Below are 23,792 nucleotides of genomic sequence, written 5' to 3'. Positions count from 1 at the left end.
GGGCCGCCAGGGCCAGCCGTGCGGGGTCGCCTCCGGTGATACGTACGGCGTCGCAGTGGAGGTCGTCTTCGATGACACGGATCTCGTGTTGTACCACTTCGGGGTCGAACATGGGCCGGGAACTCTTTCCGCCCCGGGTGAAGCCGGTGTCATAGGTGATGCCTCTGGCGCGCATGGAACTCTCCTGGCGCCGCCTGCCGAACGTTGGGGAGGAGCCGAAATCCCAGTCAACGGCGGTCTCCCTGAAACCGTGCTGCTCGGGCTGGTCAGCTATGCACCGGATGCCAGGGCGCAGGCTGACCAGGGCAGACCGCCAGCCGATCGCCGCCGGGCTGGTACAGCACAGGAGTTACGCCGACATCGCCAAGCGCCTTCACCGTCCCACCTCGACGGTGAGCCGTGAGGTCGCGCGCAACGGCGGTCCCGTCCGCTTCCGCGCAGAACTCGCGACCACCCACCGAGCCCGGCGCAGGCCCCAGCCGCCCGCGCCGAAGGGGCAGACCATCAAGGACCCCGGCCCCGACTCCGACGCAACGGCCGCGCTGGTCACCGTCTTGACCACAGCGCTCGCCTAAACCGGCCTCCCGCGCACCGCCGCCCGCGTGATGGCCTGCCTGTTCGCCTCCGAAACCGGCAGTTGCACCGCCCTGGAGATGGCTCAGCAACTGAACGTCAGCGCCGCGACCATCTCTCAGGCAGTCCACCTGCCGGTCGGGCAGGGACTCATCCGGCGCGCCGCGACGAACCCGGCCGCCGCTTCCAGTATCCCCTCGACGAGACCGCGGGCCTGCGGACTGTCGAGGCCATTGTCGCCGCCAATCAGCAACACGCCGTCACCGCGCTGCGCGGCGCCGAAGTCTTCGGAACCCATAGCGCTGCCGGAGCCCGACTTGCCCTCGCAGGCCGCTTCCTCCAACGCCTCGGCGGCGACCTCATCCGCTCCGCCGAGAGGCACTGGCGTGACATGAATGTTCCATCCGCCGCCGCAACGGTTGATATTCTGCAGGAGATGGACACTGCGGTAGGTCGGTCAGAATCTTTGCCAAGAAGATTCCCCGATCCGGCTACGAAAGCTCCGATGTGGTGGTACCAGTTCCGCTCGTCAATCCGCACGAGCCGCCGGAGTCAACGTGTCCACAAACACCCTCAACCAGCAGCAAGAGCAGAACAATCACCGTACTAACGAGGAAAAGCGACGGCGCAAGTTGTTGGGCTTCATCGCGGTACTGATTTCTCTCGTGCTCGGCCTCGCCGCCGGGTGGTTCGCGGACACAGCTGGTGACCAGGCGTTCTACGCTTCTGTGGGAGTCGGCGCCGGCGTAATGATCGTCAGCCTCCCGGTGATTATCGTGGTGATGGTCTTTGTCGAGCCTTCCTGAGTCTGCGCTCACTATTACGTGTACGACCACGCCTTCCACGGGCGGGGCAACGGAGTCCCGGCCGTCAACGGCTGTAACCACCGGACATGCATCTCCGTGACCGGCAGCAGCCTGCGGGTGGAGAAGATCAGCGTCTCGACCAGCTGGAACGGCGACTTCACCGGACACTTCCACGTCTGGGGCGGCGGGATCGACCAGAACAGCGCCACCCAGTTCTGGGGCTACCACCAGCGGTTCACCATTTCGGTCAACCGGGACCTGCCCAACGGGTCCGTGCTCTGCGCCGAGGGAGGGGAACACACCAGCAGCGGCCTGCAGTCGCGCGGCCGGCCGTGCGTCGAGGTGCACTTCTGATCTTCGGGGGCGGGCCCCTGCCCACCGCCCCGCCGGACCTCTTCTTGTCGCGGCACGGCCAGTTGTGACGCAGAGACGGTCTTCTTCGAGCGCCACTCAGTCATCATCCGTCAATCGCGAAGAGCTTCTCCCTGTGCCGTGGCAGCGCGCATACGGTCCGGCCAATCGGCGTGCCGGGTGGTACCGGCGCGTCGCGTCCGACTTCACAAGGGGAGGCTCCGTGGCGAGCGTTGAAGTATCGCTGAAGGAGATGATGGCCGGCATCGAGGGCTCGATGGCGGCCGCGGTGGTCGATTACACCAGCGGAATGGCGCTGGGCACGTTGGGCGGGGGCAAGGATCTGGACGTGACGGTCGCGGCGGCCGGAAACACGGACGTCATCCGCGCCAAGGTCCGCACCATGCAAGAGCTGGGCATCAAGAGCCGTATCGAGGACATCCTGATCACGCTCGAGAGCCAGTACCACCTCATCCGTCTGGTGGCCGGCCGCAACGGCAACGGGCTGTTCCTGTACGTCGTCCTCGACAAGGCCCGCTCGAACCTGGCGATGGCCCGTCATCAACTCAGGCAAGTAGAGGAGCAGTTGGAGGTCTAGATCCCTCTTGCTCCGGGGTGGCGTGCGCCCATGATGTGAAGACTTCTTCAAGTCGCCACATCAACAAGATCCCATTTCATGGTCACACGCCACCCCCGGCTAGAAGGATCGGCATCCACCAGACCGGACCGGTTGCGTCAGCGCCCCTCGTGGGCGCCGCCGGCCAGCGGCCCCTTCCCTCAGACCCATCCGGCAGGGAGCGAGCACCCATGCACGTCCCCCTCTACCAGGCCAAGGCGGACTTCTTCCGCATGCTCGGGCACCCCGTGCGCATCCGCGTGCTGGAACTGCTCCAGCACGGGCCCGTCCCGGTACGGGACCTGCTCGCCGACATCGACATCGAGCCCTCCAGCCTCTCGCAGCAGCTCGCCGTTCTACGGCGCTCCGGCATCGTTGTGTCGATCCGGGAAGGCTCCACGGTCAGCTACGCGCTCGCCGGCGGCGACGTCGCCGAACTCCTGCGCGCCGCCCGCCGCATCCTCACCGAACTCCTCGCCGGGCAGAACCAGCTGCTGACACAGCTGCAGCAGGCCGACACCTCGGCGTCCGGGCAACGCCCGCTGGCGGAAGGCGCGCCGATGCCCCCTGACGTCCTGCCCGCTCCGTGAAAACACCGCTCCGTGAAAACACCGCTCCAGGAAAACACCGCTCCAGGAAAACACCTTGCCCCCGCTGCGCAGCGCCTGCCAAAGTGACCCCAGTCTGTGACCCTGCAGGCACTCTCACGGTGAGGAACGAGAGCCAATGATCTCGGCGTCCCGCAGCGGCCGCCGTGGGCACTGAACGGCCCGCCCCTTAGCGGCGGCGGCCGACAGCCTGCCACGCACGATTTCGTATCGCGGCCCCATGATGCGGTGCCTGACGCACCGCCGCTTCTTCCTGCCCTGAACTCATCGAGTTCGTCGTGGGCTCGTCCTGACTTCGTGAGGTCACCACCACCATGGACATGCAGGTCCAGCGTTTTGCCGTCGCCAACCTCCGCCGCCGACCCGTCGTCGTCGACACCGGCGGTTTCGTCGCGGGCTTCCACCCGGACACCGACAGCCCCTACCTCAACTACGCCACCCCGCTGCCCGGAGCGGATCCGACCGAGCGGGACGTCCGGGCGCTGATCGACGCGTTTTGCGAGCGCGGGCTGCTGCCCCGCCTGGAGTTCGCACCCCAGGCCGCTCCCGCCGTGGAGCCGGCCCTACGCGCCTTGGGATTCCAGACCGAGGCAACGCACGAGTACCTCGTGTGCACCCGCGACCGGCTGACGGTCCCCGAGCCGGGCGACGCCCCCCGAGTGGAGGTCCCGGCCACCGGCGAGGAGTACGCCGCGCTGGACGCCGCACTGGCCGAGGCGTTCGGCGACATCCTCGCCGCCTCCGCCGACGGAGCGGCACGGCTGCGGCGCATCCAGCAGGAGGGCGGAGCGGTGCGCTTCGTCCGCGGACCGCAGGGCGACTGCGCCGGCGGAGCCACCTGCTCACCGCTCGCCGAGGGCACCGCCGAACTGGCCGGCGTCGGCACCAGGCCCGCCCACCGGGGCCAGGGCATCGCCACCGCCGTAACCGCCGCGCTGACCGAGGCGATGTTCGCCCAGGGCGCCGGATCGGTGTGGCTGGAGTGCTCCGGCGACGGCTCGCGCCGCGTGTACCAGCGTGTCGGCTACCGGCCGCAGGGCACTCGCCTGTACCTCTCGCTGCCTCCACGGCCGTAGCATGATGCGGCCGAATGCCCATGCCCATGCCCGGCTGTGCCTGTCGCAAGATGAGGCGGTCGCGATCCCTTACGCACGCCGAAGCAGTGGCAGTTTCAAAATAATCATCATGGTCAATTTGGGTGAATTTGAAGTTCCAGGGCTGAAGGGCCTTCTATTGGGCTCACCACGGCAGCCAGTGACTCAAACCAACAGCTCCTGCTCCACCCATATGGTTTTTCCGCTCGGTCCGTACCTGCTCCCCCACCTGCGGCTGAGCTGAGCCACCAGGAACAGCCCACGGCCGCCCTCGTCGGTGCTGCGCGCACGGCGCATACGCGGCTGGGTGTTGCTCGGGTCGGTGACCTCGCAGAACAGAACGTCGTCGCGGATCAGCCGCAGCCCTACGGGCCCGCCCGCGTACCGGACGGCGTTGGTGACGAGTTCGCTCACCACCAGCTCCGTGACGAAGGAGTTGGCGTCCAGCCCCCAGTCGGCGAGCTTGCTCGTCGCCGCCTCGCGCGCCGAGGCGACCGCCGCGGGCTCCGCGGGAAATTCCCAGGAGGCGACGGCGTCCTCCGCCAGCGCCGAGGGGGACGCGAGCAGGAGGGCCGCGTCGTCCCGGAACGAACGCCCGTCGGAGGCCGTCATGAGGGACTGCGCCAGCGACGGGAGATCGCTCCCGGAGCGGCGGAACTGCCCCAGCCGCTCCGCCAGATCACCGGCGAACCGATCGACGTCCGCCCCGTATCGCTGCAACAGTCCGTCGGTGTACAGGGCGAGGACGCTGCCCGCGGGCATGTCCACCGTGGTCGTCTCGAACGGCAGGCCGCCCACGCCCAGGGGCGGACCGGGCGGCACCGCGACCTGTTCCACACCGCCGTCCTCGACGGCCAGGAGCGGCTGCGGATGGCCGGCCGCGGCCATCGTGCAGCGCGCGGTGACCGGGTCGTGCACCGCCACCAGGCAGGTGGCACCCACCAGGTCCCGCTGCGCCGGATCCGCCTCGTCGGCCAGCCGCGCCACCAGGCCGTCGAGGTGCGTGAGCAGTTCATCCGGCGACAGTTCCAGGTCCGCCAGCGTCTGGACGGCCGTACGCAACCGCCCCATGGTGGCGGCGGCGTGCAGACCGTGTCCGACCACGTCGCCGACCACGAGAGCGGTCCGCAGCGACGGGAGTTCGATGGCGTCGAACCAGTCCCCGCCGATCTCGGCCCCGCCCGCCGCCGGCTCGTACAGCCCCGCGGTCTCCATCACCGGAGTGGACGTCGACGCCTGCGGCAGCAGACGCCGCTGAAGCGCCACCGCGGCCCGGTGCTCGCGGGTGTAGCGGCGGGCGTTGTCCACCCCGAGAGCGGAGTGCGCGGCCACCTGGGCGAGCACCGCCGCGTCCCCCTCGTCGAACGGCTCGGGCTGAGCGGTGCGCCAGACCGCCACCACGCCGAGGAGCAGTCCGCGTGCGAAGAGCGGGGCCACGGCCAGTGAGTGGCCGCCGTCGGGGACAGCCTGATGGATGTGCGGCGAATCGCCCGCGTCCCGCACGAGGGTGTCCCGGTCCACCACGACCGTGCAGCCTTCCTGAAGCGCGCGCACCAACGGCAGATCCGGGAGGGGCGGGATGGCCTCGTCCATCTGGACCAGATTGGGCGGCCAGGGGCCCTGACCACTGCGGAGCGCGGCCCGGCGCAGATGCAGGTCCCCTCCGCCGAACGTCTTCGGCGGTTCGTCACCCCGCAGCACGGCGTCGGCCAAATCGACCCAGGCCAGGTCGGCGAAGTCCGGCACGAGGGCGTCGACGATCTCCTGAGCCGTTTGGCCGATGTCCAGGGTGCCCCCGATGCTCGCGGCCGCCCGATGCCGCAGTTCGCCCCGGCGCCGCGCGTGCCAGTGCTCGGTGGCGTCGGTGAGCAGGACGGCGACACCCGTGGGCCGTCCGTGTGTGTCCTCCGTGCGTACGGCGGACACCGACAACGCCCAGTCCCCGTGCGGCGGTTGGAGCGCTCTGACCCGGTGCTCGTGTGCGGCGAAGGACTCGCCGGTCTTCAGCACGTGGCGCAGGTCGGCCTCCGTGGAAGCGGCGTCGGGCGGGCTCATCACCTCGGAGAGTCTGCTGCCGGCGGGCAGCGGCGGCCCGGGGAAGATCCGGTTCCCGACATTGGTCTGCACCACTTGGAGATCCGTGTCCCGGAAGACGAGCCCGATGTGGTCCTGCGCGAGCAGGGCACGTGTCAGGGCCTCGGCCCGGTCACTCTCCGACGCGCGCTCGGCCGCCAGCGCCAGAACCAGGGTCTTCCCGGTGCCGTCCAAGCGGGCCGCCCGATAGCAGACCGGGACCCTTCGTCCGGATCCGTCGAGCAGATCGACCTGGCCGCCCTCCGGCAACGTGCCGCCGTCGGTGGGAGGGGGATCGGCCATCAGTCGTACTACGGACCGGCCCACCACCTGCGAGGCTCCACGCTCCAGCAGTTCCTCAGCGGCCTGGGACCAGCCGATCACGACGCCCCGGCGGTCGATCAGCGCGGCGGCCGCCTCTGCCAGCGGACCACCGCTGGGCTCAGCGCGTTCGCTCATGGCGCCACACCGCCTCTCACGGGCCGGACGATCCCATCATGTCCCCGCAGGGGATCCCGCGCCCAGCCATGTCCTTTTCGGGTTCCCAGGCAAGGACGGACGCAGCGGACCGCGTCCCACCGAGATCGCGCCGAATGTTCAGGCGACCCAATTCGCTCGGAGCCGGATCACGGAAAGTTCCTGCTACACGCACCGGCACCACCGCAACATCCGGCGCGTCTGGGTCGGTGCCGAATACTGCATCGGCTGACCCGCCGCCCCGATTCACCAGGAGCTTTGCTCCCTGCTGGACGGTCTGGAAACCCTGGAACCTGTTCAGGTGGGTGCCGGTCGGGCCCCGGCTTGACGACGTTGCTGTGCGAGCGCGGGTAGGCCCGCGCGTACTGCGCGGTCAGCATCCGGGAGCAGCGAAACGACAGCGGTTTTTTCGTCCGCTCAACGGAAATTCAGCATGATGATTATTCCGATCTTGCGTTAGCGTGAACTAGTCGGGAATGACCCCGCGCTGATTGAATTTGATGAACATGGTGATTTCGGAGCTGCCGTGACCCCACCCCCCGACCAGCCCGTGCGCGCCAGTGGCGTGGGCGCCGCCACCACGCATGGCTCCGGTTGGCCCAGTCCCCGACCCGCCCGCTCGGCCCGGCCGACGGCGTCGGGCCGCGCCGAGCGGGCGGCGCAGCGCGTCACCGAGCTGGTCGAGAGCGTTCCACCCGGATCCCGGCTGGGCACCAAGGAGAAACTGCGCACCCTGTGCGAAGTGTCCGTGGGCACCTTCAATGAAGCACTGCGCCTGCTCCAGGCCCGCGGCCTGGTCACCGTCAAGCCGGGCCCCGGCGGCGGTCTCTTCAGCGCCGAACAGTCCCCTATGGTCCGACTCGGCAACTCCGTCCTGGCGCTGGACGCCCAGGCGAACGACGTGGCCGACGCCGTCCGCATCCGCGACGCGCTCGATCCCCTGCTGATCGAAGACGCCCTCTGGCACGCCTCACCGGCCGACATCGCCGGGCTGCGTCGCCAACTCACTTCTATGGAAGAGGCCGTGGCGGCGGTCGATCCGGTCGCCTTCATCCACGCCGACTGGCGACTGCACACAGCGATCGCCGCCATCAGTCCGAACCTGCTGCTCAGATCGCTCTACACCAACCTGCTGGACCTGATCGAGTCCCAAACCCTGTCGGTGCTGCCAACCGCCGAGCAGCAGCTGGGCGAGCACATCACCGATCGTCACGAACTCCACCGAGCACTCGTTGACGCCCTCGACCGGCGTGACCGCGAGAGAGCGCTACGGCTGATCCACGAGCACACCGTGACACCCCCAGCCTCGGAGAGGCTGGGCGAACGCCCCTGACCGGCAGGACCCAGCCAGGCCGAAACCCTGGCCTACGCCCCGGTGCGGGCGCCGACCAGGGCGGGCCATCCGAGCCGCCCCCGATCACGGGATGGGGAGGACTTCCTCCGGCCGGTCGAGCGAGGAGCGGGCCGTCGCGGCCGCATAGCGAACGGCGTCGTGTATCGCGCTGTGCGGACACTGCCGATGCAACCGAACACCAGGAGGTTCACGGTCGGCCGGCCGGCCCCGCGTTTCGCGAGCGCCAGGCCGGCAAGCAGCGGAAGCGCCCGGCCGGGCCGGCCACTCGCTCTCGCCGCATGCGGCAGAACATGCGCCGAGAGCAGGAGTGCCGTCGCGGCCGGGTCAGGTGTGATCAGCGCCGTGCGGACTCCTCGCTGTTGGCCCCGGCGGCGGTGTGGCGCAGGATCTCGTCGGCCAGGCGCGCGTCCAATGCGGCGGGCAGGGTGTGGCCCATGCCCTCGGCCATGACCAGTCGGGCGCCGGGCACAGCGACGGCGGTGGCCTCGGCGTGCGCCGGCGGGAACATGGGGTCCTCGGTGCCGTGCAGGACCAGGGTCGGTGCGGTGACGCGGGACAGGTCGGCCGTGGCGCCCGTACCGGCGGCGCCGGCGAGGGTGTGGTTGAGCCCGGCGCCGAGATCACGGGCGCGCTCGTACACCCGCCGCTCCATCGCGCGGTACTCGGCCTCGTCGAACGGCAGTACCGGACCGTGCAGCACCTTCCACAGCGGCAGCCGGGCGGCGAGGTAGCCCTCCACACCCGCCCCCGGCTCGGGGAACGACGAGGCTAGCGCGGCCAGCAATTCCGATGCGGGCGGGGGCAGTTCGCCGGGGATAGCCGTTTCCCCCGCCAGGACGCGTTGCACCGCCGCCGCGGTGTCCGTGCCGAGGGGCTGGGAGGACAGGCTGGTCAGGGTCAACAGCCGGTGCGGGTGGTTGACGGCCAGAAGTTGCGCGATGAGCCCGCCGAGGGAGGCGCCGACCACGTGGGCTTGTGCGACCCCGAACGCGTCGAGTACGGCCAGCGCGTCGTCGGCCATGTCGGCCACGGTGTAGGGGTGGGTGGCGAAGTCGACGGTGGAGGAGCGGCCGACGTCACGGTGGTCGTACCGGATGACCCGACGGCCTCCGTCGACCAGGCGCGTCACGAATCCGTCGTTCCACTGCACGCCCTGCGCCTGCGCGCCCATCACCAGCAGCACCGTCGGGTGGTCCGGGGAGCCGAACTCCTCCGCCCACAGCTCCAGTTCGCCGACGCGGACGGTCCGCTCTCGACCCGCGAGGGTCTGGTGGTTCGTGTGGTCCAGTTCATTTTCCTGCATGGTCGTTCAAGATAATGGTCCGGGGCCGACTCCGCATGCGATTTCCGCGACGTACGCGAGTTGGACGCCGTGCCCCGGTCCCGGGCACCCTGATCTCCATGGCCGGAGTCAAGGGACAGGTGCAGAAGCGGGGCGTCGAGCGCCGTCGCGCGATGGTGGACGCGGCGATCGAACTGTTCGCGCAGCAAGGCGTGCGCGGTACGGGCGTGGCCGCGATCGCCGAGCGTGCGGGCGCCACCCCGTCCGCTCTCATCCACCACTTCGGCAGCAAGGACGGCCTCGTCCGGGCCGTCCTGGAGGAGGCCGACCGGCGCGCCCTGGAACGGCTGTCCGTCCCCCAGGACGCCGAACCCGGCCTCACCGAGGCGTTCGACTGGTTCATCCGGGACGCCGAGCACACCGCCGCCACCGAGCGGGAGTTGGCCGCTCTGCACACCACCCTCACCGCGGAGAACCTCCAGCCCGGTTCCGTGCTCCACACCTGGTTCCGGGACCGTGGCCGGGCGCTGCGGACCCACCTCGTGGCACTGTTCACGCGGGCCGCGGCCGACGGTTCCGCCCGGTCAGATCTCGACCCGCCGCTCCTCGCCGCAGAGGTGGCCGCGTTCCTGGAAGGCGCACATCTGCTCTGGCTGCTCGATCCCGCGCAGGTTGATCTGACGGCGCTGCACCGCAGCTACTTCCAGGGGCTGACCACCCGACTGCGGCCATGAGACGCCACCGAGCCGCTCACGCCGGCACGTCACGCGCGCCTCGCCACCACTGGCCAGCGTCGCCCGTCCGGGTGTGGTGAAGTGGGGATCATGACGACGAGTGACGCGATCGTGGTGCCAGAGCTGTACTCCGGGTATCCCGGGGTTGCCTTCGGCGGCTACATCGCCGGTGTGCTGGCCCAGCGGTCAGGGGCGAAGACGGTACGGGTGAACTTCCGCGGACCGGTGCCCGTCGAGACACCCGTGCGGCTCACCGAAGCGACGGACGGGCGCGTGGAGCTGGGCGACGTCGAGCGGCCCCTCGCCGCGGCGCATCCCGCCGAGTTGCTGCTCGACACCCCGGCCGCACCCTCCTGGGGCGAGGCGACGGCCGCGTCCGAGCAGTTCCGAGCGGCGCCGCCGTCAGGCGTGGTCGACTGCTTCGGCTGCGGCCTGCGCACCGCCGACCGAGGACTGCGGGTGTACTGCGCCCCGGTCCCGGACCGCGACCTGGTGGCCTCCGCCTGGACCCCCTCCCCCGCCTTCGCCGATCCGGACGGCCTGCTCCCGACCCCGCTTGTCTGGGGCGCCCTGGACTGCCCCGGCCACTGGGCGGGCCATTTCCTCGGCACCCAACGCCCGGGCGCCGTCACCGCCGCCCTCACCGGCACGGTGCTGCGCCCCGTCGTCGCGGGTGAGCCGCACATCTCGTACGCCTGGCTGCTGTCGGAGTCCGGCCGCAAGCACATGATGGGCGTGGCGCTGACCACGGCCGATGGTGAACTCTGCGCCGTCTCCGAGTCCTTGTGGATCGACCCCAAGCCTGCTCCCTGACATCGCCGGTGCCTACGTGAGACGACCTGCACTGGGACGCGCTGCTCGGAGACGGTCGGATGCAGCAGGCGCCGCAGATCTGCCCGAAAGGCTCGCGAACGAGGAAGCCGTCGGCGGCGAGCTGCTTGACGCCTGCGTCGTCTCCCAGTGCCGCACGCCCTCGCCCGCGCCGCTACCCAGCGGCAACAACCTGGCCGGCCGTGAGCTGAGGTGGGTTGGGGAGCAGTGACGCGAGGTTGTCCCGTACGAAGGCCGCTGCCTTCTTGCTCGATTCCTCGGCCCCGGCTCGGTCCTCGAAGACGCTGGTAGAGACCATCACTCCATCCCCGGCGTCAACCCAGTAGTAGGCCACGAATCCGGAGACTTGGCGGAGGAGAGGCACGAACCCCTCGTCCACCCGGCGTCCCGCCTCGGCAGGATCAGTCACCCCTTCGTAACGCCGGACTACTGCGTACATAGCTGATCTCCTCACGGTTCCCAAGGCCATCTGGCGCGAAAGGACATACCCCCACCGCGCGTCTCTCGATCGCGGGACGTTCGGAAGGCACTCGGACAGGCGCACTGGTGATCCAACCCGGGAACTGCTGTGGCCAGGGCTGGGGGGAGCGAGTCCGCTACGACGGCGCGGGAATCGGCATGGCCGCCGAAGTACGGCTGCGTGTGGGGGTGTTAACTTTTTTCCCGTGGTGGAACACCAGGACGAGACCAGGGCGGCCTACGACGGGGTCGTCGAGCTGTACGCGTCGATGTTCGCCAATCGACTGGAGAGGCAGCCGTTCGCGCGGAACATGATCGGCACCTTCGCCGAGCTGGTGCGTGAGACGGGGAACCCCAGGGTGGCCGACGTCGGCTGCGGGCCCGGACATCTGACAGCCATGCTGCACGACGAGGGACTGGAAGCCTTCGGGCTCGACCTCTCCCCGGCCATGGTCGACCACGCCCGGCGAGCCCATCCGACGCTGCAGTTCGACGAGGCGCGGATGGAGGCCCTCCCAGTCGAGGACCGGGCGCTCGGCGGAGTGCTCGCCCACTACTCGATGATCCACACCCCTCCTGGGGAGCTACCCGCGCTGCTCGCCGAGCAGGCGCGTGTCCTGGCACCAGGGGGCCTGATCCTGGTCTCGTTCTTCGCGACCGACGCGCCCGACCCGGTCCGCTTCGACCACAAGGTGACGCCCGCCTACAGCTGGCCGGCGGACCGGTTCGCCGAGCTGCTGGCCGGAGCCGGGCTCGTCACCTTCGCCCGGCTGCTCCACGACCCGGCATCCGAGCGGGGCTTCCTCGACGCCCACTTGCTGGCCCGCCTCAGCTAGGGGCTGTCCGATGGGTCATGTGAGCTGTAGAGGGCCGTGGCCCAGTGTTCGCTGAACGAAGGGGGCGCATGTCACTCGATACAGCCGAGGCAGGGGCGGGGATGCGGGGGATCACGTTCCCTGCCTGGCACGGAAAGCACTATGTCACCCTGGCTGAGCTGCTGGTTCGACTCGGCAGCTTCGGACTCGACCTGACGTGGCGAGTCGAATTCGACGAGATCGTCGATCCCCGCTGTGTCGAGATGGAGAGACGCTCCGCCGACGCAGGCATGGACACGTTGACGCTGTTGTCGCTGACGACCCCCTTCCTCCAGTTGATCGACGCCCAAGCCCGCGGGTTCGCGCGGGGCGAGCCGGTGCTCGTCCTGACCGAATTCGACAGCTCCTCATGGGACGTCAGGGCTGTCGACGAGCGCGTTCTCAGCGAACTGCGCCACCACTACCCGGGCGTCAAGGACCTCTGAACGGGGCGCTTCACCTCGGGCTGAGCCACAGACGGATCGCGACCACGGTGACCGTCCCCTGCCTACCGGTTCACGCCATCGCCCGTCCTCGTCCAACCGCCGCGACCACTGGGCGTTCCGCGACCAGTGTCGAGCCGGGTCAGACAAGCCTCCGGAACGACGGAACTTTTTCGGGTCGGGGAGAGGACTTCTGTCGGAAATTCGGTTCTCACGGCCTCTGGCTGGCCCAGGTCTCCGGACGCGCCGCATAGTTCCGGGTCGTTCGACCGATTGCGGCCGGCGTGCGGTCGCGAAGGAGCCTGGGGTGAGTGCGGCAGTGGTGGTTGAGGAGCAGCGCCGGGAGCGGCGCACGGCGACGCTTGTCATGGCCTGTCTGGGGGTGTTCGTCGGCTACTTCCCGGTGACGACGGTCGCGGTGAGCCTGCCGGTGATCCAGCAGGCCCTGGGCGCGTCGACCGCCGATCTGTCGTGGGTCTCCGACGCGTTCGTCCTGCCGGTGGCCGCGCTGATTCTGAGCGCGGGCGTGTTCGGTGAGGTGCACGGACGCAAGAAGGTGTTCCAAGCCGGTCTGGCCTTCTGTGTGCTGGGGGCCGTGGTCGGCCTGTCCGCGCAGTCCGTCGAGATGGTCTGGCTCGGGCAGGCACTCTCGGGCGTGGGTGCCGCCGCACTGCTGCCCATGACCCTGGCGTTGATCAGCCACGCCGTCCCGGACCCGCGGGAGCGCGGCAAGTACATCGGCCTGTGGACGACGTCGATGATGGGCTCGCTGGCCGTGGGCCCGCTCATCGCGGGTGTCATCGTCGACCACGCCGCCTGGCGGTGGATCTACCTGCTGCCCATCCCGCTGTCCCTGATCACCATGGTGGTCGCGGCTTTCGTGCTGGCCGAGTCCCGATCCCCCGTCGAGCGGAAGCTGGACTGGCCGGGTCAGATCACCGCCGCCGTGGCGATCGTCGCTCTGGTCTACGGCGTCATCGAGGGCGGCGCTGCCTCGTTCGCGGAGGCCGACGTGATCGTGGCCCTGGCGGTCGCGGTCTGCTCCGCCGTGGCGTTCGTGCTGGTCGAACGCCGGAGTGCGAGCCCCATGCTGGACCTGTCGCTCTTCCGCAATGCCGCGTTCACCGGCTCCGCACTGGTCGTCATGATCAGCTTCCTGGGGCTGCTCGGCTTCTTCTTCGTCCTCAGCCTCTACCTGGGCATGGTGCAGCAACTGAGCACCCTGGAGGCGGGCCTGCGGCTACTGGTGACAACCGCGTTGCCGATGCTCCTGGGCACCGCGGTGGGCCGACTGATGCGGTACCTGTCGGCTCGTGTGCTGATCACCAGTGGCCTGGTCGTCACAGCCGTGGCGCTGTTCTCCCTGACGACCGTGGGCGCCGACACCTCCTTCGACTCCCTGGCCTGGCGTCTGGCCCTGCTGGGCCTGGGCCTGGGACTCGCCTTCCCGTGCATCACTGCCACCGCCGTCTCCTCGGTGCCGCACCACCAGGCCGGTATGGCGGCGGCCGGCAACAACGCCTTCCGGCAAGTCGGCGGCGCCCTCGGGCCGGCCATCCTGGGGGCGCTGCTGACCGGCGAGGCGGTCGACACCCTGCCGGGTCACCTCGCCGGGGCCGGCCTGACGGAGGCGACGAGCAGCCGCGTAGTGGACGCTGTGGACGCGGACGGCCTGGGCGCCGTCGCCGCTCTGCCGCTGGGCCGTGCCACCGCTCCGGCCCTGCAGGCGCTGTCCCAGTCCTTCCTGGACGGACTCCAACTGTGCCTGCTGTTCTCGGGTGTTGTCATGCTGATCGGCGCCGCACTGGCGGCTTGGCTGCTCAACGCCCCGTCCGGTCGGAGCGGCGCTCCCACCGCTCCGCACGCCGACAGCGGCGGCCGACAGGCTGCGGAACCGAGTCCGCGGACCACTGCCGCGGCTGAAGCACCGTAAGAAGCACACCGAGTTCAGGTGTTACAGGGTCCACAGATGAAGAGCGGACTCGATGGAGGACACGGTGTACCAGGTTCCGTCGCCGAGGGGCCTTGGCAGGCCGGGTACCTCGAAGGGGTAGGTGAGTTGGCCGGTCAGGCGCATTCGGGCGACATCGACGAGCCAGTGTCGGCCCGTGCCGAACTCCTCGTCGCTCTCGACTGTCCCGACGATGGCGGTGTCCTCGTCGAGGAAGCCGCCTTCATAGTCGAAGAACGCCTGTTCCTCGCTGTCCTCGAAGATGTCCGGCTGCTCGGTTTCCAGCTCCGGGTGTCGGGGGACCGCGGCCGCATCCAGCTCGGCTGTGACCGTGCCGTCGGCGACCGGGTGGAGAGCAAGGGTGTCCTGGTCGTGGGTGACGGTGAGCAGGCGTTCTCCGCTGGGACTTGCCGCCAGCAGGACACGGTCTTCGTCGCCGAAGCTGTCGATGGCGACGGTGTGGCCGTCGAAGCGTGCCCAGCGCACCGCGGCGCCGTCCTGCCCTTCCCCGATGGCCAGGCCCATCTGGCCGGGGTCCGGATGCGGAACGTGCACGGAACCCGCGGCTGCCGTATGCGTGGCGGCGCGGGCCAGCACCCTGCCGTCCTCGGAGGCGATGACCAGCCACTCGTCTGCTCCACGGCCTCGGTCGTTGGTCAGGGAGCCGCGGATGTGCGCCCACACCAGCGTCCCGTCGGCGGAGAACGCGGCCGAGCCGCTGCCGACGTACCGGTGGTCACGCCGGTCGGCGTACTCGGTGAAAGCGTCGTGCCCCGCGCAGCCTGCCCAGCAGGAGTGCGGTATTTCCCACCGCACCTTCCCCGCCCGGTCCACGGCCTGCAGCGCGTGGAGCCCGGCGAAGACGGCGAGGTCACCGGCGGGCGACACGGCACAGGAGCCGTACCGGCGCGGCCAGGGGGCGGCGAAGCGGACGGCCTCGGCCGCGGCCGACGGCTCAAGGCTCCGCACGATCAGCTCCGTGTCACCACGCTGCACCAGCAGCCGTGTTCCGGTGCTGCACTGGATGTGCGGGGCCTCGTCGGCTCGGGAGAAAGCCAAAGGAGCGGCGATGGTGGTCACGAGTCGAGCTGGGTGCGGCACGAGAACTCCGGCAAACGGGGGAGAAATTCCTGCCGTGACCCTACGACAAGCCACTGACAAGACCGACAGGACCAAGAGGGCCGACCCGTTGGATGCCCTGCCAGAAGGCCACGCCCCGTCGAGGCGCAGGGCACCGGTGCGTGTCGGCGGCGCCGCGTGCTGCCGCGCTGTGTGAACCTGCACCACGCGGCGGCGCGGCACCGAAGGAGAGACGTCCATGGCCTACCGGCCCGATCCCCTCGACCTGAGCCTGCTGCAGGCCCTGCAACTGGACGGCCGGGCACCTTTCAGCCGTATCGCCGAAGTCCTCGGCGTCTCCGACCAGACGATCGCCCGCCGCTACCGTCGGCTGCGGACCGAGACCCGGCTCAAGGTGCTCGGCCTGGCCGACCACACCCGCCTGGGCCGCACCCACTGGATCGTGCGGCTGCGCTGCACGCCAGACGCGGCGGAGCCACTGGCCGACGCCCTCGCCCGCCGCCCTGACACCTCCTACATCGGGCTGATGTCCGGCGGCACCGAGGTGATGTGCGCGATGAAGCCGCGCAGTCGGGAAGACCGCGACGAGTTGCTGCTGGACCGTATCCCCCGCACCCGCCGCGTCACCTCCGTCGACGCCTACTGCGTCCTGCACCACTTCTACGGCGGCCCGCTCGGCCCGCTCAACGAGATCGGCGCCCTGGACCCCGCTCAGGAAGCCGCCCTGACGCTCCCTCCGCCCCAGGACGTCACCGGAACCGTCACGCTGGACGGCCTCGACGAGAAGCTGCTGGAGCTGCTGCGCCACGACGGGCGGGCGACGATCACCGAACTGAGGGCGGCGACCGGTCAGACGGAGCCCGTCGTCAAGCGGCGCGTGGACCGGCTCCGGGGGACGGGAGTGCTGTATTTCGACGTCGAGTTCGACCACGAGCCGTTCGGGCACGGCACGGAGGCGGTGCTCTGGCTGACGGTGGAGCCGACGCAGTTGCGCACCGTCGGACGGGCCCTTGCCGGGCACCGCGAGGTGCGGTTCGCCGCGGGGGTCAGCGGCCACGCCAACGTCGTCGCGTCCGTGCTGTGCCGATCGGCGGAGGAACTCTTCGCCTACCTGGCCGACCGGGCCGGAGCGATCCCGGGTGTGCGGGCCGTCGAAGTCGTTCCCACCCTCCGGCAGGTGAAGGCCCTTTCCTACGATCCCCGCCGCTGACCCGGGTTTCGGGCGAGCCCGCCGTCCGGTCCCGCGCGTACGCCGGCCGGCGCCAGGAGCAACGCGCCTGGCACGAGAGCGCGGCGCCGCTGAACCTGTCCCGTCACAGGTACGGGACCTGTGAATCAAGGGCCCGAACGCCACTCGCGTCCTGGCCGACCACGGGCCACGTCGGTGTCCCGCTCGAGGACTTGGAGCGGGTCCCGCGGGCCGTGCCGCCGACGCTCGCGCGGCGCCGCATCCGGACCGCGGACCGGACCGGGTGCGGCGGCGCGGATTCAAGGCTCGGCGAACTACCGCTGGAGCACTTCCACAAGACTGGTCAGGCTGTCGCGTTCGCGGCCCGCGGCGACTCCGCGGCGGAACAGGTCAAGGACCGCGCTCGGCACGGACGCGTCGACGCCCGAGTCCTCTGCCGTCTGCAGGACATGCGTCAGGCTGGCCACGGCCATACGCAGATTGTCGGCGTCGCCTTGATGGTTCCCGGCGTCGATGCGCGGAGCGTAGAACTCCACGAAGTACTTGAAGTCCAAGCTCTTCACCGCGTGTTCGCGGAACTCCTCGGCGGAGATGCCGTTGGCCATGGCCACCGCCTGGCCGTGCAGGTAGCCGACGAGCCCGGTCCAGAACATGTCGATGCCGATCTGGTAGTACAGCGCCGCCAGACCGGGGTCCTCGCCCAGGTACTCGATGCCGGTCAGCACCTCAAGCGCTGCCCGGTGCCTCGCGACCGCGTCGGCCGGGCCGCTGTAGTACGTCGCCGCGTCCGCGCTGCCGATTCCCGACGGCGGGCTCTGGACGCCTCCGGTGATCTGCACGGCCCCGAGTCCGGCGAGCCACACAGCGGCCTCCCGCGCCCTGGCCGGGGTGTCCGAGGTGAGGTTGACCAGGGTCCGCCCGGTCAGAGCCTGCGGGGCCTGTTCGAGGATCGCGTACACGGCGTCGTAGTCGGTGAGGCTCAGCACCACCAGTTCGTTGGCGCGCAGGGCCCCTTCGACGTTGCCGGCCAACCGGGCGCCGCGCGCAACCAGCGCGTCCGAACGGGCCTCGGTGCGGTTCCACACGGTCACCTCGTACCCGCGGTCGAGATAGGCGGCGGCCATCGCCCGGCCCATGGGGCCCAGGCCGATGACGGTGACGGCATTCTCAGGCATGACGACTCCCCGTTACTGACATGATGACTCCCCGCTACTAAAATGAACGTTCTACTCAGACTACGGCGACCGTAGCAGACGACTAGAGCGAACGCTCTATCCAGTACGCTGGGACGCATGCGCGCCAAGCACGAGGTCGGCACACGGGACCGCATCGTCCGCGCCACGTCGCGGCTGATGCAGCGGCAGGGCTATGAGGGGACAGGCCTCAAGGACATCTCGCGGGAGGCCGAGGCCACGCTGGGCTCGGTGTACCACTTCTTCCCGGGCGGCAAGGTCGAGCTGGCCGTCGAGGCGATCGGCCACGGCGACCGCGAGTTCGCGGACCTGCTGCGCACCGCCATGGGACGCGAGGACGACCCGGCGGACGCGATGATCGTCTGCGCCCGCGAACTGGCCACCGGCCTGCGCGACTCCGAGTGGCTGGACGGTTGCCCCGTCACCACCACGGCACTGGAAAGCTCGCGCCGCCTTCCGCAGGTCCGCGACGCCGCTGAACGCGCCTTCGCCAACTGGCACGGCATCGTCCGCGACAAACTCACGGCCGCCGGATTCGACGACACCACCGCGAGCGACCTCGCCCACACCGTCGTCAGTACCTTCGAAGGTGCCGAGATGACCGCCCAGATCACCCGCACCACGACCCCGCTGGACCTCGCCGGCACACACCTGGCCCGCCTGATCCGCTCCTACAGCCAGTAGCCGCGGCCTCCCACACGCCCCGTGAATCACCGTGCCGGCCGCGGTCCATGCCTTCTTCGATCGCCGATGGCTGCTCGGCAGAGTTCAGCGATCACAGGCACGCGTGGCTTCAGGCCTGCATTCGCTTCTTTGCTCCCCATCCGTACACAGGCCCGCTGGAAATAGGGCGCTTTCACACGGTACTTCGCGTTCCTGCTCCCCCAGGGCTATCTGCATTGCCATCGGAAGGCGAGAACCGGCCGGACGGGGGTACACGGCAGCCTATGCGGGGCGCACGGGTACGGACCACGGTGGCATTGTCGCTGTGTATCTCTCCGGACGCGGGTTCCCAGTCGAGTGACGGATGTTCCGCACGGTGCGGGGCGTCGACGCCGAGACCTGACCGAAGCACCGTACCCGGCCGGAGGGGCCCATGAGCGGCAAGCAGTTCGAATCAAGCGAGAAGTACCCGGCGACCCGCGGGCTGAATCCGTTGACGGTGAACGTGTATCGGCTGATGGGAAAGTCCAAGACCCCGCTGCGGGCCGACATCTCGTACGACCCCACCGATCCCCTGTTTGTGACCGTCGCCTTCCGGCCTCGGGGAGACACGGCCGTGCAGTGGCAGATCAGCCGTGACCTGCTGCGCGATGGACTGCTGCAACCCAGCGGCACGGGAGATGTCCGGATCTGGCCGACGCTGGACAGAGGTTGTGCCGTCGTTCGGATGCGCCTGCGGGGGCGCGGCTCGTCCGCCCTCTTCCAACTCGGCCTGCCCGAGCTCCAGGACTGGCTGATGCGGACCTTCGAGTTGGTGAGGCCGGGTACTGAACTCGGCGATGCCGACTGGGACGCCGCCTTCCGTACCCTGCTCAACGGCAAGTGACGAGCAGGTGCGCGCGGCACCTGTTCACAAGGGCGGATCCGTTGCCGTCCGCACGCCGGCCACGCGGGGCGAGGGCCGTATCACAGGCGGATGACGACAAGAGCGGTGTCATCGGTGTTGCCACCGACGGGCAGCAGATCGGCCAAGAGCGCGTCGGCCAAAGCCTCGGGGTCGGCATGCCGGTGGCGGGTGAGGGAGTCGGCCAGGCGGGCCAAGCCTACGTCGATGTCCTCGCCGCGGCGTTCGATCAGGCCGTCGGTGTAGAGGACCAGCGAAGCGCCCTGGACGAACGGCATCGTGGCCTGAGGACGGAGGGCGTGTTCGACACGGGCGCCAAGGGGCGGGTCGGTGGCCCCGTCGAGGAAACCCACGGCGCCGTCCGGGTGCAGAAGAGCGGGCGGTGGGTGGCCGGCGCTGCTGTAGGTGATGGTGCGGTCGTCCCAGTCGACGAAGGCCGTCGCGACCGTGGTCGTCTCGGCGCCGTCGACAAAGCGGGCATACAGACCGAGGGCTTCCAGGGCCTGAGCCGGGCCGTCGGCGACCCGGGTGGCGGCGCTCAGCGCGCTGCGCAGCTGCCCCATGACGCATGCGGCCGCCAGGCCGTGGCCGACCACGTCGCCGACCGCTACCGCGAGGCAGTCGTCAGGCAGGTCGACCAGGTCGTACCAGTCACCGCACACGTTCAGGGCACCGACAGCGGGCCGGTAGCGCACGGCCGCCTGATGATGCCCCAGCGGTCTGGGGGCGGGAAGCAGCGCCTCCTGAAGGGCCAGGGCGACCTCGCGCTCGCGCGCATGCGCGTTGCGCAGCCGTTCGTTGACCTCCTGGAGTTCCCGGGCGCGGGTGTACAGCTCGGCCTCCAGCACGCGTGACCGGCTGTCGCCACCCGGCCCGCCCCGCGCCCGAAGGAGTTCGGTCACCTCCTCCACTCGGTGCACGAGCAGCACGACCTGTCCGTCGGGGCCGACGACGGGCGCGTTGACCGGACTCCAGAAGTGCTCGTGCCAGTGGCCCGGCCGCTGAGGATCCTCGATGTCGTAGCGGAGCACCGCCATGGTGTCGCGCTCGCCGGTGGCCACCGCACGCAGCATGGATTCCCGTGTCTCCCGCATGCCGGCCGCGGCCGGATCATTGGGGTTCTCGGGGAAGACGTCGAAGATGTAGCGGCCCATCAGCTGCTCGCGGGTGCGACCGGCGAGTCGTTCGAAGTCCTCGTTGACGTCGACGTACACCAGCTCGGGCGTCAGGAGCGCCACCATGCCGGGCAGGGCCCGGAAGACAGCCGCGTAGTCGATCTGCGGTTCGCTCATGTACAGCCTGCCTCGGCATGGGACGTCATGACGTGATTTTCTACGGCAAGTAGAAACACGCCATGCTACTGGTCCCGCCGACCGTGGGACGCCGACGACCGCCGATCTCGGTCAGGCGTCGGCGTGCCGCCGAGCCGCACTGAGGGCCGGCGGCACGCGTGAGGCGTCTCAGAAGTCCGCGGCACTGCCCCGGACGACGCAGGAGGCGCTGTTCTCCCAGCCCCAGCCGTCACCGTCGGGGTCCGAGGAACTGCCGTTGACGCAGTACGGGTAGCCGTTCGGCGCGGTGCCGTCGTCCCCGGTGCCGCCGCCGTAGATCGTGGCGGTGTCCGAAGTGGCGGCGATGCCGTTCGCGCCGTTGATCAGGCGCTGCCCCCAGGTGGTCAGGGAGCCGGCGTTGAAGTCGTTGACCAGGTCCAGGTACTCGACGCCACTGCCGTTGCCGCTCCATGACCAGCCGATGTAGCCCACGCCGAGCGATTCCGCGGTGGACATGATCGCGTCCTCGTTGGGGTCGCCGTCACTGTGCGCGTTGCCGAACTCCCCCACCACGATGGGAAGTCCGTTGTTGACGAAGGTGTTGAGGTAGCTCTGGACCTCCGAGGCGGTGTCGTACACGCCGTACATGTGGATCGAGAAGATGGTGTTGCGGTCCGGGTCCGAGGCGAAGACGGACGCGGCGTTGTCCCGCATGGTGTTCGACCAGTCCTGGCCCCAGTTGGGGGCGTCCACCATCAGGGCGTTGTTGATACCGGCGTTGCGCAGCTTGACGATCGCGCTCTTGGTGGCGTCGGTCCAGGCGGTGTAGTTGGTGTTGCCGTAGGGCTCGTTGCCGATGTTGACGACGACGTAGTCCTCCTGGCCCGCCAGCGCGCTCTTCACGCCGATCCAGTAGTTCGCCGCGTTGTCCATGGACGTCGCGGCGGAGTCCTCGCCGTAACCCGTGGTGTCGTGCACCTCCAGAACGCAGATGAGCTGGTTCGCCTTGCACTGGGAGATCAGGGACGAAACCTCGGAAGTGGTCGTCTTCGTCCACCGGTCGCCGCTGCCCAGGACGATCCGTATGGTGTTGGCGCCCGTGTCCGCGATGTCGGCGATCGAGCCGGTCTCGCCCGGATACCAGACGTGAGCGTGGTTGATGCCGCGCATCACGAACTGGTTGCCGTTGGCCTCGTACAGGCGGCCGTTGGTGACCCGCAGGCCCGTGACCGCGGCCTCCGCCCTGTCGGCCGGGCTGCCGATCACTGCCAGCAGCAGGCCCAGTGCGGCGGCCACCGCCGCGGCGAGCGCGCTGCACACCTTGCTTCTCCGTGGATCTGCCATGTCTCTCCCCGGGGGATCTCGAACGGATGTGTAACAACGTCGTCCAGCTGCCAGGCGAGGTGGAGGTGTGCCTGCAGCTGGTGAGGATCGGGCCGAGGCCGACACCCGGCCGCCGCACCCCAATGAGAGCACTTGATGTTTCGACCATGTCAATAGACGCGTCCATCGAGTTTCATTTCTACGCGCGATGCACAGCATCCGGAAAGCTAAAATTTACTAAACCGGTTGTGTTCACGTTAGAGCTATTGCCCGCCGCCCTCACTTCCCCTACGTTGCCCTACCATGGCAGGCGATACGGGTGAGGATCCGATGAAAGAACTGAGCAAATCGATCCGCACAGACTCTTCGCTGCTATACCGGTTTAATAACAGAAGCACGACCGTTGCGGTGAAGCGTCCACCCGCAGCTAACGTAACCGCGTGGATCTACTGCAACCGATCATCAAGCCCTACGCCTGGGGCTCCCACGACGCCCTGGCTCGACTTCAGGGCCGCGTTACCCCCTCTCCAGGGCCCGAGGCGGAGTTGTGGATGGGCGCACACCCGGCCGGGCCCGCGGGTATCACACGTGACGGCGAGGCACGCACACTCGATGACGTGGTGGCCGAAGACCCGGAGCGGGAGCTCGGCGCGGAGTGCCTCGCCCGGTTCGGCCCCCGGCTTCCCTTCCTGCTCAAGGTGCTCGCGGCCGAGCAGCCGCTGTCCATCCAGGTGCACCCCGACCGGGCCCGGGCCGCCGCGGCGTTCGCCGCGCAGACAGCCGGAGGCGGGAAGGGCACGTATGCCGACGACTGGCCGAAGCCGGAATTGCTCTACGCACTCGGCGACTTCGAGGTCCTCGCCGGACTCCGCACGCGCGAGGAGGCCGCCGCCGCCCTCGACGGGCTAGGCATCGACAGGCTGGCTGCCGTGTCGAAGCTCCTTCGCGGCGAAGACACCCAGGACGACGAGGCCCTGACTGCGGCGCTGGGCGCCCTGCTCGAATGGCCGGACGGGGACCGTGAAGCGCTCGTCGCCGACGTGGTGCGATCGTGTGCCGTGCGAGCGGGAGAGTCCGGTCCCTATGTGGCGGCCTACGAAGCCGTGGTGGGCATGGCCGAGCACCATCCGGGAGATGTCGGCCTGGTGGCGTCGCTCTTGATGCACCATCAGGTCATTGCGGCTGGGGGCGCGTTGTTCATGCCGGCGGGCGGACTCCACGCCTACGTGCGGGGATTGGGCGTGGAGCTCATGGCCGCTTCCGACAACGTGCTACGGGCGGGGCTGACCACGAAGGAGGTGAATGTTCCCGAGGTGCTGCGGGTCACCGCCCCCGCGGTCCAGGTCCCCGTCGTAGATGCCAGGGCCGTTGTCGGCCCGGGCCGGACCGAGGTGTTCGACTGCCCGGTGGAGGAGTTCGCGCTCTACCGGACGCGGCTCGGCGGCGAGGCCCTCCCCCTCGTACCGGCCGCCGGACCGCGTCTCGCGCTGTGCGTTGCGGGATCGGCCGTGCTGCGTGGGCCGGGCGGGGAGGCGCTTTCCCTGCGCCCTGGGTCCTCTTGTTTCGTTCCCGACTCGGACCGTGAAGTCACCGCGGAGGGGTCCGGAACCCTTTTCGTGGCGGGCACCGGACTACCCGCCCACCGCCCGTGACATCGTTCGAC

Annotated in this window: 24 protein-coding genes; 16 read left to right on the top strand and 8 right to left on the bottom strand. The window is 69.4% G+C overall.

From position 1 onward, the window contains the following. The first annotated feature begins 281 nt into the window (after positions 1-281). On the top strand, positions 282-575 hold the full coding sequence (locus AC068Z_RS07660) for a helix-turn-helix domain-containing protein (protein ID WP_478553305.1): 294 nt from the start codon (positions 282-284) through the stop codon (positions 573-575). Positions 576-691: 116 nt separating this feature from the next. Here AC068Z_RS07660 and AC068Z_RS07655 read toward each other — a convergent pair whose 3' ends face one another. Then, the gene (locus tag AC068Z_RS07655; protein WP_478553303.1) at positions 692-955 is read right to left on the bottom strand and encodes a hypothetical protein; all 264 of its coding nucleotides are present in this window, start codon (positions 953-955) and stop codon (positions 692-694) included. Positions 956-1,130: 175 nt separating this feature from the next. Here AC068Z_RS07655 and AC068Z_RS07650 point away from each other — a divergent pair, with 175 nt between their 5' ends. From AC068Z_RS07650 to AC068Z_RS07630, 5 genes are all read left to right on the top strand, one after another. Continuing rightward, positions 1,131-1,379 carry a hypothetical protein gene (locus AC068Z_RS07650; protein WP_478553301.1) on the top strand — a complete coding sequence of 83 codons (249 nt, stop codon included), beginning with the start codon at positions 1,131-1,133 and terminating at the stop codon, positions 1,377-1,379. Between the two features lie 96 nt (positions 1,380-1,475). Continuing rightward, positions 1,476-1,733, top strand: coding sequence for a hypothetical protein (locus AC068Z_RS07645; protein WP_478553299.1), 258 nt, complete (start codon positions 1,476-1,478; stop codon positions 1,731-1,733). Positions 1,734-1,953: 220 nt separating this feature from the next. Continuing rightward, positions 1,954-2,328 carry a hypothetical protein gene (locus AC068Z_RS07640; RefSeq protein ID WP_478553298.1) on the top strand — a complete coding sequence of 125 codons (375 nt, stop codon included), beginning with the start codon at positions 1,954-1,956 and terminating at the stop codon, positions 2,326-2,328. Between the two features lie 209 nt (positions 2,329-2,537). Next, entirely contained in the window at positions 2,538-2,936 is a 399-nt protein-coding gene (locus AC068Z_RS07635) for an ArsR/SmtB family transcription factor (protein WP_478553296.1), read from the top strand. Positions 2,937-3,268: 332 nt separating this feature from the next. Continuing rightward, complete coding sequence (locus AC068Z_RS07630) at positions 3,269-4,030, top strand: GNAT family N-acetyltransferase (protein WP_478553294.1); 762 nt, start codon at positions 3,269-3,271, stop codon at positions 4,028-4,030. 183 nt (positions 4,031-4,213) lie between these two features. Here the strand turns inward: AC068Z_RS07630 and AC068Z_RS07625 are convergent, their stop codons facing one another. Beyond that, positions 4,214-6,580 carry a SpoIIE family protein phosphatase gene (locus AC068Z_RS07625; protein WP_478553292.1) on the bottom strand — a complete coding sequence of 789 codons (2,367 nt, stop codon included), beginning with the start codon at positions 6,578-6,580 and terminating at the stop codon, positions 4,214-4,216. 544 nt (positions 6,581-7,124) lie between these two features. Here AC068Z_RS07625 and AC068Z_RS07620 point away from each other — a divergent pair. Further along, entirely contained in the window at positions 7,125-7,931 is an 807-nt protein-coding gene (locus AC068Z_RS07620; RefSeq protein ID WP_478553290.1) for a FadR/GntR family transcriptional regulator, read from the top strand. Between the two features lie 355 nt (positions 7,932-8,286). On the opposite strand, the gene AC068Z_RS07615 is transcribed toward AC068Z_RS07620, so the two are convergent. Continuing rightward, positions 8,287-9,255, bottom strand: a complete 969-nt coding sequence (locus AC068Z_RS07615; protein ID WP_478553288.1) for an alpha/beta fold hydrolase — start codon at positions 9,253-9,255, stop codon at positions 8,287-8,289. A 98-nt stretch (positions 9,256-9,353) separates the two neighbouring features. Here AC068Z_RS07615 and AC068Z_RS07610 point away from each other — a divergent pair, with 98 nt between their 5' ends. Together AC068Z_RS07610 and AC068Z_RS07605 are read left to right on the top strand one after the other, a co-directional pair. After that, positions 9,354-9,968 carry a TetR/AcrR family transcriptional regulator gene (locus AC068Z_RS07610; protein ID WP_478553286.1) on the top strand — a complete coding sequence of 205 codons (615 nt, stop codon included), beginning with the start codon at positions 9,354-9,356 and terminating at the stop codon, positions 9,966-9,968. A 90-nt stretch (positions 9,969-10,058) separates the two neighbouring features. After that, positions 10,059-10,781, top strand: coding sequence for a hypothetical protein (locus tag AC068Z_RS07605; protein WP_478553284.1), 723 nt, complete (start codon positions 10,059-10,061; stop codon positions 10,779-10,781). A gap of 172 nt (positions 10,782-10,953) precedes the next feature. Here AC068Z_RS07605 and AC068Z_RS07600 read toward each other — a convergent pair whose 3' ends face one another. Beyond that, on the bottom strand, positions 10,954-11,238 hold the full coding sequence (locus AC068Z_RS07600) for a hypothetical protein (RefSeq protein ID WP_478553282.1): 285 nt from the start codon (positions 11,236-11,238) through the stop codon (positions 10,954-10,956). 226 nt (positions 11,239-11,464) lie between these two features. Here AC068Z_RS07600 and AC068Z_RS07595 point away from each other — a divergent pair, with 226 nt between their 5' ends. From AC068Z_RS07595 to AC068Z_RS07585, 3 genes are all read left to right on the top strand, one after another. Then, on the top strand, positions 11,465-12,094 hold the full coding sequence (locus AC068Z_RS07595; protein WP_478553280.1) for a class I SAM-dependent methyltransferase: 630 nt from the start codon (positions 11,465-11,467) through the stop codon (positions 12,092-12,094). Positions 12,095-12,195: 101 nt separating this feature from the next. Then, positions 12,196-12,558: a hypothetical protein gene (locus tag AC068Z_RS07590; RefSeq protein ID WP_478553278.1), complete on the top strand. Its 363-nt coding sequence runs from the start codon at positions 12,196-12,198 to the stop codon at positions 12,556-12,558. A gap of 364 nt (positions 12,559-12,922) precedes the next feature. Next, complete coding sequence (locus AC068Z_RS07585; protein ID WP_478553760.1) at positions 12,923-14,488, top strand: MFS transporter; 1,566 nt, start codon at positions 12,923-12,925, stop codon at positions 14,486-14,488. A 21-nt stretch (positions 14,489-14,509) separates the two neighbouring features. On the opposite strand, the gene AC068Z_RS07580 is transcribed toward AC068Z_RS07585, so the two are convergent. Continuing rightward, positions 14,510-15,586, bottom strand: coding sequence for a hypothetical protein (locus AC068Z_RS07580; protein WP_478553276.1), 1,077 nt, complete (start codon positions 15,584-15,586; stop codon positions 14,510-14,512). Positions 15,587-15,824: 238 nt separating this feature from the next. Between AC068Z_RS07580 and AC068Z_RS07575 the strand changes: the two genes are divergently transcribed. Beyond that, a complete protein-coding gene (locus AC068Z_RS07575; RefSeq protein ID WP_478553274.1) occupies positions 15,825-16,796 on the top strand; it encodes an Lrp/AsnC family transcriptional regulator in 972 nt (323 codons plus the stop codon). 293 nt (positions 16,797-17,089) lie between these two features. On the opposite strand, the gene AC068Z_RS07570 is transcribed toward AC068Z_RS07575, so the two are convergent. Next, a complete protein-coding gene (locus tag AC068Z_RS07570; protein ID WP_478553272.1) occupies positions 17,090-17,950 on the bottom strand; it encodes an NAD(P)-dependent oxidoreductase in 861 nt (286 codons plus the stop codon). A 117-nt stretch (positions 17,951-18,067) separates the two neighbouring features. Between AC068Z_RS07570 and AC068Z_RS07565 the strand changes: the two genes are divergently transcribed. Then, positions 18,068-18,652 (top strand): TetR/AcrR family transcriptional regulator, encoded by a 585-nt coding sequence (locus AC068Z_RS07565; RefSeq protein WP_478553270.1) that lies wholly within the window; start codon positions 18,068-18,070, stop codon positions 18,650-18,652. A 412-nt stretch (positions 18,653-19,064) separates the two neighbouring features. Further along, positions 19,065-19,517 carry an SsgA family sporulation/cell division regulator gene (locus AC068Z_RS07560; RefSeq protein ID WP_478553268.1) on the top strand — a complete coding sequence of 151 codons (453 nt, stop codon included), beginning with the start codon at positions 19,065-19,067 and terminating at the stop codon, positions 19,515-19,517. 80 nt (positions 19,518-19,597) lie between these two features. On the opposite strand, the gene AC068Z_RS07555 is transcribed toward AC068Z_RS07560, so the two are convergent. Then, positions 19,598-20,827, bottom strand: a complete 1,230-nt coding sequence (locus tag AC068Z_RS07555; protein ID WP_478553266.1) for a PP2C family protein-serine/threonine phosphatase — start codon at positions 20,825-20,827, stop codon at positions 19,598-19,600. 168 nt (positions 20,828-20,995) lie between these two features. Next, positions 20,996-22,150 carry a cellulase family glycosylhydrolase gene (locus AC068Z_RS07550; protein WP_478553264.1) on the bottom strand — a complete coding sequence of 385 codons (1,155 nt, stop codon included), beginning with the start codon at positions 22,148-22,150 and terminating at the stop codon, positions 20,996-20,998. Between the two features lie 419 nt (positions 22,151-22,569). Here AC068Z_RS07550 and manA point away from each other — a divergent pair, with 419 nt between their 5' ends. Then, complete coding sequence (manA, locus tag AC068Z_RS07545; RefSeq protein ID WP_478553262.1) at positions 22,570-23,781, top strand: mannose-6-phosphate isomerase, class I; 1,212 nt, start codon at positions 22,570-22,572, stop codon at positions 23,779-23,781. Positions 23,782-23,792 lie beyond the last annotated feature (11 nt).

The sequence above is a fragment of the Streptomyces sp. NPDC043726 genome, from assembly GCF_056436565.1.
This window is presented reverse-complemented; position numbering and strand designations above follow the sequence as displayed.

Excerpts from the sequence above, each read along its gene's own strand:
- AC068Z_RS07555 (WP_478553266.1), bottom strand. The coding sequence starts at position 20,827 with ATGAGCGAACCGCAGATCGACTACGCGGCTGTCTTCCGGGCCCTGCCC.
- AC068Z_RS07575 (WP_478553274.1), top strand. The coding sequence starts at position 15,825 with ATGGCCTACCGGCCCGATCCCCTCGACCTGAGCCTGCTGCAGGCCCTG.
- AC068Z_RS07630 (WP_478553294.1), top strand. The coding sequence starts at position 3,269 with ATGGACATGCAGGTCCAGCGTTTTGCCGTCGCCAACCTCCGCCGCCGA.
- AC068Z_RS07605 (WP_478553284.1), top strand. The coding sequence starts at position 10,059 with ATGACGACGAGTGACGCGATCGTGGTGCCAGAGCTGTACTCCGGGTAT.
- AC068Z_RS07550 (WP_478553264.1), bottom strand. The coding sequence starts at position 22,150 with ATGGCAGATCCACGGAGAAGCAAGGTGTGCAGCGCGCTCGCCGCGGCG.
- AC068Z_RS07625 (WP_478553292.1), bottom strand. The coding sequence starts at position 6,580 with ATGAGCGAACGCGCTGAGCCCAGCGGTGGTCCGCTGGCAGAGGCGGCC.
- AC068Z_RS07635 (WP_478553296.1), top strand. The coding sequence starts at position 2,538 with ATGCACGTCCCCCTCTACCAGGCCAAGGCGGACTTCTTCCGCATGCTC.
- AC068Z_RS07565 (WP_478553270.1), top strand. The coding sequence starts at position 18,068 with ATGCGCGCCAAGCACGAGGTCGGCACACGGGACCGCATCGTCCGCGCC.
- AC068Z_RS07600 (WP_478553282.1), bottom strand. The coding sequence starts at position 11,238 with ATGTACGCAGTAGTCCGGCGTTACGAAGGGGTGACTGATCCTGCCGAG.
- AC068Z_RS07590 (WP_478553278.1), top strand. The coding sequence starts at position 12,196 with ATGCGGGGGATCACGTTCCCTGCCTGGCACGGAAAGCACTATGTCACC.
- AC068Z_RS07610 (WP_478553286.1), top strand. The coding sequence starts at position 9,354 with ATGGCCGGAGTCAAGGGACAGGTGCAGAAGCGGGGCGTCGAGCGCCGT.
- AC068Z_RS07570 (WP_478553272.1), bottom strand. The coding sequence starts at position 17,950 with ATGCCTGAGAATGCCGTCACCGTCATCGGCCTGGGCCCCATGGGCCGG.
- AC068Z_RS07660 (WP_478553305.1), top strand. The coding sequence starts at position 282 with ATGCCAGGGCGCAGGCTGACCAGGGCAGACCGCCAGCCGATCGCCGCC.
- AC068Z_RS07560 (WP_478553268.1), top strand. The coding sequence starts at position 19,065 with ATGAGCGGCAAGCAGTTCGAATCAAGCGAGAAGTACCCGGCGACCCGC.
- AC068Z_RS07585 (WP_478553760.1), top strand. The coding sequence starts at position 12,923 with ATGGCCTGTCTGGGGGTGTTCGTCGGCTACTTCCCGGTGACGACGGTC.
- AC068Z_RS07615 (WP_478553288.1), bottom strand. The coding sequence starts at position 9,255 with ATGCAGGAAAATGAACTGGACCACACGAACCACCAGACCCTCGCGGGT.